Here is a 12285-nt window from a genome sequence, read left to right on the forward strand (position 1 = left end):
AACCGGGGAGGCGCTCCCCGGTTAAGCGGAGAGGCCGCCCGAGTAACGCGAGTAACGCACCTACGAACAGCACAGGCCGCAGGATCAGGAAGAGAAGGAGTGCCGCCGTGGACACCGTCGCCCGTACCGCCCCCGGAACCGCGCAGCCGCGTACGCCCCGCCCGCGGGCCGACGCGCTGCGCAACCGGGAGCGGATCGTGACGGCCGCGCGCGAGATGTTCGTCGAGTTCGGGCCGGACGTGCCGCTCGACGAGGTCGCCCGCCGCGCAGGTGTCGGCAACGCCACGCTCTACCGGAACTTCCCCGACCGGGCCGCGCTGACCCACGAGGTCGTCCTCGCGGTCACCTCCCGCACCACCGACCGCGCCGAGGAGGCCGCGAACGAAGAGGGAGACCCCTTCGTCGCGCTCACCCGCTTCGTGCACGCGGCGGCCGACGAACGGATCGGCGCCCTGTGCCCGATGCTGTCCGGCGGCTTCGACAAGGACCACCCCGAACTGCTCGCCGAGCGCCGGCGCCTCGAAGAGGCCGTCGAAGGACTCGTCGGGCGTGCCATGTCCGCGGGGCGGCTGCGTACCGACATCGCCGTCGGTGACGTACTGGTCGCCCTCTCCCAGCTCACCCGGCCGCTGCCAGGCATCGCCTGCATGAACATCGACCGGTTCACCCACCGCCACATCCAGCTGTTCCTGGACGGACTGGAGGCCCCGGCCCGGTCCGTCCTGCCCGGAACGGCGGCGACCTTGGAGGACCTGCGGAGCCGGACCTGACCAGCGCTCCGGGCCGCTGAATCGGCTGCCCCGCCGCGCGTCCGCCCCGCCTCGACCACCCTTTCCCACCCCTGATCCACGCCCGACCCACGCCTTCACGAGCCTTCGCCGCATCCACGGTTCACGGCCCGATTCACGGTTCACGGTTCACGACTTCGCGCGCCCGAACGCGCCCGAAACGCGCCCTTAGGTGGCTACTCCCATGTCAAAAACAGCTGATATCCGACTCCCTGACCCGAGTCGCTGGAAAGCACTGGCGTTCATCGCGCTCGCTCAGTTGATGGTCGTGCTCGACGCCACGATCGTGAACATCGCGCTGCCGCACGCCCAGACGGACCTGGGCATCACGGATGCCAACAAGCAGTGGGTCATCACGGCCTACGCCCTCGCCTTCGGCGGACTGCTGCTCTTCGGAGGCCGCATCGCCGACCTCTGGGGCCGTAAGCGCACCTTCGTGGTCGGACTGATCGGCTTCGCGCTGGCCTCCGCGCTCGGCGGAGCGGCCCAGAACCAGGGCATGCTCTTCGGCTCGCGCGCACTCCAGGGTGTCTTCGGCGCCCTGCTCGCCCCCGCGGCCCTCTCGCTGCTCGCGGTGATGTTCACCGATGCCAAGGAGCGCGCCAAGGCGTTCGGCATCTACGGTGCGATCGCCGGTGGCGGCGGCGCCGTCGGCCTGATCCTCGGCGGATTCCTCACCCAGACGCTGAACTGGCGCTGGACGTTCTTCGTCAACATCCCCTTCGCGATCGTCGCCGCGGCCGGTGCGTACTTCGTGATCCGCGAGCCGTCCGGCAGCCGCAACCGTTCCGCGCTCGACATCCCGGGCGTCGTCCTGTCCGCGCTGGGTCTGGTCTCGCTGGTGTACGGATTCACCCGCGCCGAGTCCAGCGGCTGGTCGGACGCGCTGACCATCGGCACGTTCGTCGCCTCGGGCCTGCTGCTGCTCGCCTTCGTACTCACCGAGTCCAAGGTCAAGTCGCCGCTGCTCCCGCTGCGCGTCCTGATGGACCGCAACCGAGGTGGCGTCTACCTCTCGCTGGGCCTCGGCGTCATCGCGATGTTCGGCCTGTTCCTCTTCCTCACGTACTACCTCCAGGTCGTCCAGGGCTTCTCGCCGATCAAGACGGGCTTCGCCTTCCTCCCGATGATCGCGGGCATGATCACCGGTTCGACGCAGATCGGTGCCCGGCTGATGACCCGGGTCCCGGCCCGGATGCTGATGGGTCCCGGCTTCCTGACCGCTGCCGTCGGCATGCTGGTGCTCACCCAGCTGCAGGTCGACTCGTCCTACGCGGCGGTCATCCTGCCGGGCCAGCTCCTGATGGGTCTCGGCATGGGTACGGCGTTCATGCCCGCCATGTCGCTGGCCACGCACGGCATCGAGCCGCGTGACGCCGGTGTCGCCTCCGCGATGATCAACACCTCGCAGCAGGTCGGCGGGGCGATCGGTACGGCGCTGCTCAACACCATCGCCGCCTCCGCCGCCACGGCGTACGCCACCTCGCACGCCGCGCTCGGTGCCACTGACCCGGAGCAGCTGAAGCTCCAGTCGATGGTGCACGGCTTCACCGGCGCCATCTGGTGGGCCGTCGGCATCCTGGTGGTGGCCTCCGCGATCGCGGCGACCTTCGTCAACGCCGGCCGTCCCTCGATGACCACGACGTCCGGTGGCACGGGTTCCGGTTCCGGATCCGCCGACGGTGTCGAGGACGAGGTCAGGATCCCGGTCGTCGCCCACTGAGCCGCCGACCGCGACGTCCTCGTGACGGCGGCGTCCTCGTGACGCGACGTCCCGTGAAGTGAAGCGACCGCTGCCCCGGTTCCGTTCTGCGGAACCGGGGCAGCGGTGTGTCCGGGACAGCGGTGTGTCCGGGGTGCGGTGCGTTCGGGGTACGGCGTTGGGCGGTGTGCCGGCGGAGCGGGACGGTCAGCGGAGCCAGGGCAGGTCGGCGTTCGTGCCCTCCGGCTGCAGTCCGGCCGCGACGACCTGCATGATCTCCCCGAGCGAGCGCATCTGCTCGGGGGTGAGCCGGTCGAACAAGGCCTGGCGTACGGCGCTGACGTGGCCCGGTGCCGAGCGGCGGAGCATCTCGTGGCCCTCTTCGGTGAGGACCGCGTTCTGGCCGCGCTTGTCGGACGGGCAGTCCTCGCGGCGCACCCAGCCGCTCTTCTCCAGCCGGGCGACGGCGTGCGAGAGCCGGGAGCGGGTGATCTTGGCGTCCTTGGCCAGCTCCGTCATCCGCTTCTGCCGGCGAGGTGCCTGGGAGAGCTGGACGAGCAGTCCGTAATAGATGTGCGGCATGCCGGCATCGCGCTGCAACTGGCGGTCGAGGTGATCCTCCAGGAGCGTGGTGGCGTGGAGGTACGCCCGCCACACGCTCTGTTCTTCGTCGGTGAGCCAGCGCGGCGCACCGGTGGATGCCGTGGTCATGTACTCCACTGTACGACCTTTTCTTGAAAGTTGAACTAGATAGAGCTAAGGTCTCCGAGGGTAGGAACTTGAAGGTTAAAGAAGTGTTCCTTCTGAAGGTTCCAGTAGAAGACTTACCTTGAGCAGCAGCGGATGGGGAGTGCCATGACAGTCACCGCGGAGCGCATGCCCGCCCTCTACCTCTCCCACGGCGCCCCGCCGCTGGCCGACGACCCGGTCTGGCCCGGCGAGCTGGCCGCCTGGTCCGCCGGGCTGCCGAGGCCCACGGCCGTCCTGATGGTCTCGGCCCACTGGGAGGAGGCCCCGCTCGCCCTCGGCGCCACCGAGACGATTCCGCTCGTCTACGACTTCTGGGGCTTCCCCGAGCACTACTACCAGGTGCGGTACGCCGCGCCGGGTGCACCCCGGCTGGCCGAGAGCGTGCGCAAGCTGCTGCGCGGCGCCGGTACGCCGGTCCAGGACATCCCGGACCGGGGCCTCGACCACGGGGCGTACGTCCCGCTGGTGGAGATGTTCCCGGAGGCCGACATACCGGTGCTGCAGATCTCCATGCCGACGCTGGACCCGCAGAAGCTGATGGAGATCGGCCGCAAGCTCGCGCCGCTGCGCGACGAGGGCGTCCTGATCGTCGGCAGCGGATTCTTCACCCACAACCTGGCCGCGCTGCGGCACCCGGGCGGCGGTACCCCCGGCTGGTCGGCGGAGTTCGACGACTGGGGGAGCCACGCGCTCCGGGCGCAGGACATCGACGCCCTGCTGGACTTCGAGAACAAGTCCCCGGCGGGCCGCCTCGCCCATCCCCGTACCGAGCACTTCGCCCCGCTCTTCGTGACGCTGGGCGCGGCGGAGGGGGAGCTCGACCGGGGGCGCAGCGTGATCGACGGATTCTGGATGGGGCTGGCCAAGCGCTCGCTGCAGTACGGCTGAGGGCTGTCCTCCGCTCGGATCGGGCCGAACGGAAGCGGGCCTGTCCGGGCGGCTTGTTCGCCGGCCGGGCAGGCCCCGCTCCGTGCCATGGGATCAGGGAGCTGGAGGGTTCGGAGCACCGCTGGGATCAGAGCACCGGCGGGTTCAGTTCGATCGAGCGGAGCGCGGCGGCCAGCGCGAGCGGGCCACCGACGTCCAGTGCGGTGTCGGTGAACTTGATGGTGTGGTCGTCTCCGTGGGCGGCGGCCCGCGCGAAGACCTCCTCGGGGGTCAGCCCGGCGGGCGCGGCCGGGTGATCGGCGGGCCGGGCCGGGGAGTACGCGGCGGTGACCGCCGCACTGGCCGCCCACGCGGCGTCCAGGCTCGGCGCCCACAGCTCCCGGGGGAGCGCCGGCAGCGTACGCAGTACGGCGTTGGGCGCGGTCGCGGCGTGCACCAGCATCACCGGCGAGCCGTGCGCGTACGCCGCGTAGCGGTGGGTCGCGGCACGCACCAGCTCCTCCAGCCGGGTCCGGGCGAGGCCGGCGTCGGTCACCGGCTGCGGCGGCCAGAGCGGGAACGCGGTGAGCTGCCCGAGCCGTTCCCGGATGCCGCCGCTCTGGTCCGGCACCCGGTCCACCGCGTCCAGCGCGGCCGCCGCGCCGGATGCCGGGGCGAGCGGGGCCAGCGGGGGGAGCGGCTGGTGGCGGGCGGCCCAGTAGCCGAGGCCGTGGGCGAGTTCCGCGATACGGGGCGCGTTCCCGCTCTTCTCGCCGTTCCCGTCGGAGGCCAGCAGGGTGCGTACGCAGTGGCCGACCCGGATCACCGGGTGGGTGGCGCCGGCCGCGATGCCGGGGAGCAGCCGCGGCCACCACTCCGCGAGGACCTCGCGCCAGGGCCGGTCGGCGGTCTCCCGCTCGAAGTACGCCGTCCAGTCGGCGATCCGGCGCGGGTCGCCCAGGGCCTCGCGCCAGTTGTCCGGGGTCACCTCGGCGAACCGGTCCGGCATGTCCTCCAGTTTCGCCCGGTAGTGGTCCAGCCACCGGTGCACGCCGGGCGCCTGGCCGTGGTGCACCAGTGCCTCGACCGCCATCGGGGCGTGATTGCTCAGCCAGCCGTCCCGCTCGGGGCCGAAGGAGTGAAGCCGTTCCAGTGCCTCGTCGAGCGTGCCGGAGGTGTCGGGTGAGTTGTGCGTCGTGTCGTCCATGCCGCATCACGCTAGGGACCGCGACCGCTCTCCGTAACGGGCTGCGGTCCTAGGGAGGGTCCCGGCTGCGGTCCTAGGGCGGGCCCCGACTCCGGTCCTAGGGCGGGCCCTGCTCCGGTCCTAGGGAGATACGCGAGCGGTCCTGGTCCCCAGGTGTTTCTCGTACCACGCGACGTCCCAGTACCGGCCGAACTTCCGGCCGACCTCCGCGTACGTGCCGAGGTGCCGGAAGCCGAAGCGTTCGTGCAGCCGGACCGAGGCCTCGTTCGGCTGGGCGATGCCCGCGTACGCCCGGTGCAGGTCCTCGCCGGCCAGGGCCTCGAAGAGCGCCGCGTACAGGAGGGTGCCGATGCCGCGCCCGGCGGCGCCGGGGGCGCAGTACGCGCTCACCTCGACGGAGGTGGAGTACGCCGCTTTGGGCCGGAAGGCGCTGCTGGTGGCGTAGCCCAGGAGCCGGGGAGCCGGTCCATCGACATTACGGACATCCTGAGCAACCAGGAGCCGGTGCGGGCCGTCTACAGGGTGGGAGCGCAACCAGGGCAGACGCTGCTCCGGGGTGAAGGGCGCAGTGTCGAATGTGAGGGCGGTCTCACGCACGTAGTGGTTGTAGATGTCCGTGAGGGACTCCAGATCCCTCTCGATACCTGGCCTGACCTGCGCCTCCGTGCCCGGCTGTGTCATGTGCCCTCCCTGGGTGGCGCGACAGGGTACTGCATGATCGCGAAAATGAATGCCAGGCATGGGAATTCTGTCCGGATTCCAGTCGTTGTTTCCATCGGAAGCTGGGCACCCGAAAGGGTGTCGCGACCTACTCAGCAAGGAGCACGCATGGCAACCCGTGCCGTCGCCCGACGTTCGTCCTCCACCGGCGGGACCAACCGGGCAAGCAGTGTTCGCGCCGTGGGCGGGGAGATCGCCGATCGCGACCTGGTCGGCATGTATCTGGATGAGATCGCGCGCACGCCGCTGCTCGATGCCGCCAAGGAGGTCGAGCTGTCGCAGACCGTCGAGGCGGGCGTCTTCGCGCAGCGGATACTCGACGGCGTGGTGGAGAGCGATGCCGGCGGGGCCTCGCGCGAGGAGCTGGAGGCGCTGGTCGCCGACGGCGAGCGCGCCAAGGACGTATTCATCCGGTCCAACCTCCGACTCGTGGTAGCCGTGGCCCGCCGGTACCCGCGGGCCGGGCTTCCCCTGCTCGACCTGATCCAGGAGGGCAACGCGGGCCTGGTGCGGGCGGTCGAGAAGTTCGACTACGCCAAGGGCTTCAAGTTCTCCACGTATGCGACGTGGTGGATCCGGCAGGCCATCACCCGCTCGATAGCCGACCAGTCACGCACCATCCGGCTCCCCGTCCACCTGGTGGAGGAGCTCGGCCGGATCCGCCGGGTGCAGCGCGAGTTCAACCGCGAGCACGGGCGCGACCCGGAGCATGCGGAGATCGCCGCCGAGCTGGATTCCACCACCTCGCGAGTCGGCGACGTGCTGGACTGGGCCCGTGACCCGGTCAGCCTCAACATGTCGGTCGACGACGACGGCGACACGCAGTTCGGAGACCTCCTGGAGGACACCTCCGCGGTGTCCCCCGAGCAGTCGGTGATGACACTGCTGCGCAGCGAGGAACTGGAGGAGCTGATCGGCAGGCTCGACAACCGCACCGCCTCCATCATCCGGATGCGGTACGGAATCGAGGACGGCCGTGAGCGGACGCTGACCGAAGTGGGCAAGCAGCACGGGCTCACCAGGGAGCGAATCCGCCAGATCGAGAAGCACGCACTGCTCGAACTGAAGCGAATGGCTCACGACACGGGCTTTGACGCTGCGGCCTGAGCCCAAGTCCAGTAACCTCCGAATTGGGCCGCTTCATATCGGCCCCCCTGAGCTGAGTCCCGGCGCCCACCCCCCCCTGGCGCCGGGGCTCATCCCTTTTTCCTCATGCTTTTTCCTTCATGTCTTCTCCGGGGGCCCGCCCCCTCGCGCCGCCTGCTGCGCGGCAGACGACGCCGCCGCGCGGGTGAGCCTGCCGCCCAGGTCGTTCAGATACGCCACCAGCTGCGGCGGCCCGTACGCGGTGAATTCGCAGTCGACCATCGCCAGCCGCACCGCCACCCACTCCAGGGAGTCCGACAGCGCCGCCCGCAGCCGGCAGCTGTGCTCACCGGTCGCCTCCAGCGGGCCGATCGAGGCGGGCAGCCGCGAGGTGACGAACTCCGCCGGGGCCGCGAAGCTCACATCGATCGCCAGCTCCGGCTTGACGCGCGCCATGGATCTGGTCAGGAACTCCGCCGCGTCGCCCGTCGGCAGCTCCCGGGGCACGAAGCGGGAGCCCGTCGCGAACGGTTCGCTCACCCGGTCGACCCGGAAGGTGCGCCATGCCGCCCGCTCCAGGTCGTACGCGACCAGGTACCAGCGCCACCCGGTGCTGACCAGGCGGTACGGCTCGACCTGCCGCCGCGTCTCGGCGCCGTCCCCCGCCCGGTAGGCGAACCGCAGCCGCTCCCGCCCCGTGACCGCCGACGCCATCACGGTCAGCGTCTGCGGGTCGATCATCGCCCCGTCCCCGCGCGCCAGCGGCACCGTGGCGTTCTGGAGGACGGAGACCCGGTGGCGCAGCCGCGAGGGCAGCACCTGCTCCAGCTTGGCCAGCGCCCGCACGGAGGCCTCGTCGACGCCCTCGATGGCGTGGCCCGCCCCGGCCCGCAGCCCCACCGCGATGGCCACCGCCTCCTCGTCGTCCAGCAGCAGCGGTGGCATGGCCGCGCCGGCCACCAGCCGGTAGCCGCCGACCGCGCCGCGTGACGCCTCGACCGGGTACCCCAGGTCGCGGAGGCGGTCGATGTCCCGGCGGATGGTGCGGGGACTGACGTCGAGTCGTTCCGCGAGTTCACTGCCCGGCCACTCGCGCGGCGTCTGGAGCAGTGACAGCAGATTCAGCAGTCGTGCCGGGGTGTCGGTCATGTCACCCAGGATGCCCACCCATTGGGTCATGAACTGACCTAATGGGCCCTTAACTTCTTCATATGACTTCTTCCGCACCCCAGCCGTCCGGGACGGCCGCCGCCGCGGTGTCCTCGGACGCATCGGACCGCCGCCGGTGGTTCGCGCTGGCCATCGTGATGACCGCGGCCTTCATGGACCTCGTCGACGTCACGATCGTCAACATCGCCATCCCGAGCATTCAGCGGGATACCGGCGCCACGTTCGGTTCGATCCAGTGGATCACCGCCGGATACGCCCTGGCCTTCGCCGCCGGGCTGATCACCGGCGGCCGGCTCGGTGACATCTACGGCCGCAAGCGGCTGTTCCTCATCGGGATCGGCGGCTTCACCCTCGCCTCCGCACTGTGCGGATTCGCCGCCAACCCGGAGATGCTGGTCGCCTCGCGCATCCTCCAGGGCGGCACGGCCGCGCTGATGGTCCCGCAGGTGCTGTCGATCGTGCACGCCACCTTCCCGGCGCACGAGCGTGGCAAGGTCTTCGGCCTCTTCGGCGCGATCGTCGGACTCGGCGCCGTGTCCGGGCCGCTGCTGGGTGCGCTGCTCACCGAGTGGAACATCGCCGGTCTCGAATGGCGCCCGATCTTCCTGATCAACCTGCCGGTCGGCATCGCGGGGCTGATCCTGGGCCGCAAGTTCATCACCGAGTCGAAGGCGCCGAAGGCGCTGCGCCTCGACCTGGTCGGTGTGGTGCTGGTGACGGCCGCGATGCTCATGCTGATCTACCCCCTCACCCGTGGCGAGGAGCTGGACTGGCCGCTGTGGGGCTACCTGTCGATGGCCGGCAGCCTGGTGGTGTTCCTGGTCCTGGTGATCTTCGAGCAGCGCAAGGCGCGCCGGGACGGCTCGCCGCTGGTCGAGCTGTCGCTGTTCCGGGTCAAGAGCTTCGCCGCCGGTATCGCCGTGCAGCTGACCTTCGGCGTCGGCCTCGGCATCTTCTTCCTGGTCTGGACGCTCTACATGCAGGAGGGGCTCGGCTGGAGCGCGCTGCGGGCCGGCACGACCGGAATCCCGTTCTCGGTCGCCGTCTCCGTCGCCGCCGGGATCTCCGTACAGAAGCTGGTGCCGCGCTTCGGCCGCAAGGTCCTCCAGGCGGGTGCGCTGCTGATGGCCGCAGGTCTGCTGATCTACATCTGGGAGTCCGACCGCTACGGCATGGGCATCACCTCCTGGCAGATGGCGCTGCCGCTGGTGGTCATGGGCCTCGGGATGGGGCTCATCGTGGCCCCGCTGGCCGACGCGGTGCTGTCCGAGGTGCCGAAGGAGCACTCCGGCTCCGCCTCCGGCCTCTTCAACACCGTCCAGCAGATGGGCAACGCCCTGGGGCTCGCGCTCGTCTCGGTCATCTTCTTCGGGGCGATCGGTGACCGGCTCACGCTCGCGCAGGTGGGCCCGGCGTTCGCGAACGCCTTCGAGCACTCGCTGTGGTGGGTGGTCGGAGTGCTCGCGGCCATCTTCCTGCTGATGTTCGCGCTGCCGGCCCACCCGAAGCAGCACGTGGAGGGCGGGGGTGACGATGCCGGTGGTGCCGACGGTGTCACCGATGCCACCGAGGAGCCCGGCAGCGAGGGTCCCATCAGTGGGGAAGCCACCACTGAGTCCGTGCTCACGCACTGAGGCGACGAGGTACGGGGACGAAGAAGAAGACGGGGGCAGAGACGGGGACGCGACGGCTACGGGGACGCGACGGAGAGCGGCGCACGGGGGTCGCGGCTCCGTCGCGTCCCCGCACCCGTCCTTACGCTTGTCCCGTCTCCGCTCTCCTTCGCGTCCCCGTCCTCACGTCCGTCCCGTCTCCGTCACCACGTCCGTCGCGAGGCGCGCCGTGCCGTCAGCAGATGCGCGTACGGCTCTCCATCGCACCGCGCGCGGTCTCCTCGTCGCCGTACACCTCGCACATGTGGCGGCCGTCGGGCGTCGCCGTGTGCTCGACCTCCCACAGGCTCGTCTCGCTGCCGTCCAGCAGCAGGAAGGCGTGCTCGTACAGCGTGAAGCCGGCGTCCCGCCCGTCCACCTGGCACTGGCGCCCGAAGATCTGCGTGATGTGGTGGGCGAAGGCCGCCCGCAGGAGGTGGGCCGTCTCCTCACCGGGGACGTCCCCGTTCTCCGCGCGGCGCAGCACGCGGCGGGCGTGGTCCGCGGAGTTGTCCGGGGCGTACATCCGGGGCAGCGGGGCCGGCGGCGCGGCCATCAGGGCCGTGAGGATCTCCAGGTCACCCTGCGGGCCCTCGTCCCCGAAGACCGGGGCGTCGCAGAAGCCGCCCGCGAGCCGGGCTGCGGCGATATGCGCATCGGCCTCGTCGTCGTACAGCTCGTGCTGCCGGTCGCCGGGCTGCGAGCCGCAGCGCGGGCCCTCCGGATCCCGCTGGCCGCAGTGCACCAGCTCCCAGAGCGTTAACGGGCTGCCGTCGCACAGCAGATACGTGTGCCGGTAGGTCTCGCGGTGCAGCGTCGCGCTGTGGTGCGAGGAGTGCAGGGAGCTGCTGTGGGCGAGGGCTGTGCCGAGCCGCTCCACCGTACTGTCGGGCAGGTCGAACGAGTTGAGAGCCCGTCGCAGGAGTCGTTCGAGGTGCTGCTCGGTTGTCTCGTACGGATCGCTCAAGGTGCTTCTCCAGGCCGTCGCCGCGTGTTACCCGATGCGTGCTTAACGTAGTCCCTGGGTCTGACATCGTGACCGGGGTTCAGCAAAACGTACGACGCACGCAGAAGGTTCCCGGCGTTTTGCCCGAACTTCCTTATGCGGAGGGCGAGTCGGCCATGGGTCCCTCGTCGTCCGTAGGCCGCCCCGGGCGGGGGTGCATGCCGTAGAGCTCGCCGTACGAGGGATAGGTGCCGCCGCCCTCGCGGCCGTTGACGCCTGTCGCCGCCCGTGCGGCCTTCACGATGGCGCGGGCCACGGCCTCCGCACCCGCCGCGAGCAGGTCGTTGAGGGCGATCGGGTTCGCCGGGTCCAGTGTCCGTTCGCCGGTGGCCAGGGCGAAAACGGTGTCCCCGTCGGTCAGCAGGTGTACGGGACGGATGGCGCGCGCCAGCCCGTCGTGGGCCGTGCCGGCGAGCTTCTGGGCCTGTGCCCGGCCGAGGTCGGCGTCCGTGGCGACGACGGCGAGCGTGGTGTTGAGCAGGGGGCGCGCATTCCCGTCGTGCGCCTGCGCCAGGCGCTGTCGCGCCGTGCGGTGGACCTCGGGCGCGGGGGCGACCGCCGGCTCGGCGGCCCCGTACTCCCCGTACAGCACCCCGGTACGGGGATCGAGCACCGAGCCCGCCGCGTTCACCACGACCAGCGCACCCACCGTGATCCCGGACGGCAGCAGGACGCTCGCGGTGCCCACCCCGCCCTTCAGCTGCCCGGCGACCGCGCCCGTGCCCGCGCCGACGCATCCCTCGGCGACCGCCGCCCCCGGCTCCGTGCGCGCGGCGTCCTCCACGGCGGCCCGGCCGGTCGACGCGTCCGGGCGGGCCCGCCAGTCGCCGCCCCGGCCCAGGTCGAAGAGGCAGGCCGCCGGGACCACCGGAACGACCTGCGCCGGATCGGCCCCGACCCGCACGCCGCGCCCCTGCTCCTCCAGCCAGGCCATCACCCCGGACGCCGCGTCCAGCCCGAACGCGCTGCCCCCGGTCAGCACCACGGCGTCGATGCGCTGCACCAGGTTGCGCGGGTCGAGCGCGTCCGTCTCCCTGGTGCCGGGGCCGCCGCCACGCACATCGACGGCGGCGACCGCACCGCCCTCGGGGGCGAGGACCACGGTGGTGCCGCTGAGCGCGCCCCTGCCCGCGAGCGAGGCGTGCCCGACCCGGATTCCGGCGACATCGGTCAGGGCGTCCATCCGGTGCTCCTCGGGGTCGGGGCCGTGGCAATCGGGGTCGGGGTCGGGGTCCGGGTTGTGCGTGGTGGGCGGCACAGGGCGAACCTACCCGCGCGCGGGCGGGAGAAGCGGGAGGGGCCACGGCAGAGGAAGGGCAGGAGCAGGGGGCGGCGGG

General features: G+C 71.1%; 11 protein-coding genes. 5 read left to right on the forward strand and 6 right to left on the reverse strand.

Annotation, left to right across the window (positions count from 1 at the left end; translation table 11 throughout):
• Positions 1-107: 107 nt before the first annotated feature.
• Entirely contained in the window at positions 108-770 is a 663-nt protein-coding gene (locus EDD93_RS14065; RefSeq protein ID WP_123525474.1) for a TetR/AcrR family transcriptional regulator, read from the forward strand.
• Positions 771-972: 202 nt separating this feature from the next.
• Positions 973-2511: an MFS transporter gene (locus tag EDD93_RS14070; RefSeq protein ID WP_123525475.1), complete on the forward strand. Its 1539-nt coding sequence runs from the start codon at positions 973-975 to the stop codon at positions 2509-2511.
• 186 nt (positions 2512-2697) lie between these two features.
• On the opposite strand, the gene EDD93_RS14075 is transcribed toward EDD93_RS14070, so the two are convergent.
• Positions 2698-3210, reverse strand: coding sequence for a MarR family winged helix-turn-helix transcriptional regulator (locus EDD93_RS14075; RefSeq protein ID WP_123525476.1), 513 nt, complete (start codon positions 3208-3210; stop codon positions 2698-2700).
• A 135-nt stretch (positions 3211-3345) separates the two neighbouring features.
• Here EDD93_RS14075 and EDD93_RS14080 point away from each other — a divergent pair, with 135 nt between their 5' ends.
• Positions 3346-4128 (forward strand): dioxygenase, encoded by a 783-nt coding sequence (locus EDD93_RS14080; protein ID WP_123525477.1) that lies wholly within the window; start codon positions 3346-3348, stop codon positions 4126-4128.
• A 127-nt stretch (positions 4129-4255) separates the two neighbouring features.
• Here the strand turns inward: EDD93_RS14080 and EDD93_RS14085 are convergent, their stop codons facing one another.
• Positions 4256-5314: a questin oxidase family protein gene (locus EDD93_RS14085; RefSeq protein WP_123525478.1), complete on the reverse strand. Its 1059-nt coding sequence runs from the start codon at positions 5312-5314 to the stop codon at positions 4256-4258.
• A 120-nt stretch (positions 5315-5434) separates the two neighbouring features.
• Complete coding sequence (locus tag EDD93_RS14090; protein ID WP_123525479.1) at positions 5435-5995, reverse strand: GNAT family N-acetyltransferase; 561 nt, start codon at positions 5993-5995, stop codon at positions 5435-5437.
• A gap of 147 nt (positions 5996-6142) precedes the next feature.
• Between EDD93_RS14090 and EDD93_RS14095 the strand changes: the two genes are divergently transcribed.
• Positions 6143-7141 carry an RNA polymerase sigma factor RpoD/SigA gene (locus EDD93_RS14095; RefSeq protein ID WP_073737264.1) on the forward strand — a complete coding sequence of 333 codons (999 nt, stop codon included), beginning with the start codon at positions 6143-6145 and terminating at the stop codon, positions 7139-7141.
• Between the two features lie 117 nt (positions 7142-7258).
• Here EDD93_RS14095 and EDD93_RS14100 read toward each other — a convergent pair whose 3' ends face one another.
• The gene (locus tag EDD93_RS14100) at positions 7259-8299 is read right to left on the reverse strand and encodes a YafY family protein (protein ID WP_260255732.1); all 1041 of its coding nucleotides are present in this window, start codon (positions 8297-8299) and stop codon (positions 7259-7261) included.
• 32 nt (positions 8300-8331) lie between these two features.
• Between EDD93_RS14100 and EDD93_RS14105 the strand changes: the two genes are divergently transcribed.
• On the forward strand, positions 8332-9924 hold the full coding sequence (locus EDD93_RS14105; RefSeq protein ID WP_123525480.1) for an MFS transporter: 1593 nt from the start codon (positions 8332-8334) through the stop codon (positions 9922-9924).
• 214 nt (positions 9925-10138) lie between these two features.
• Here EDD93_RS14105 and EDD93_RS14110 read toward each other — a convergent pair whose 3' ends face one another.
• Both EDD93_RS14110 and EDD93_RS14115 read right to left on the reverse strand, forming a co-directional pair.
• Positions 10139-10909, reverse strand: coding sequence for a DUF6227 family protein (locus EDD93_RS14110; protein WP_123525481.1), 771 nt, complete (start codon positions 10907-10909; stop codon positions 10139-10141).
• A gap of 133 nt (positions 10910-11042) precedes the next feature.
• A complete protein-coding gene (locus EDD93_RS14115; protein ID WP_123525482.1) occupies positions 11043-12131 on the reverse strand; it encodes a P1 family peptidase in 1089 nt (362 codons plus the stop codon).
• Positions 12132-12285: the final 154 nt, after the last annotated feature.

The organism is Streptomyces sp. 840.1, from assembly GCF_003751445.1.
GTDB lineage: Bacteria > Actinomycetota > Actinomycetes > Streptomycetales > Streptomycetaceae > Streptomyces.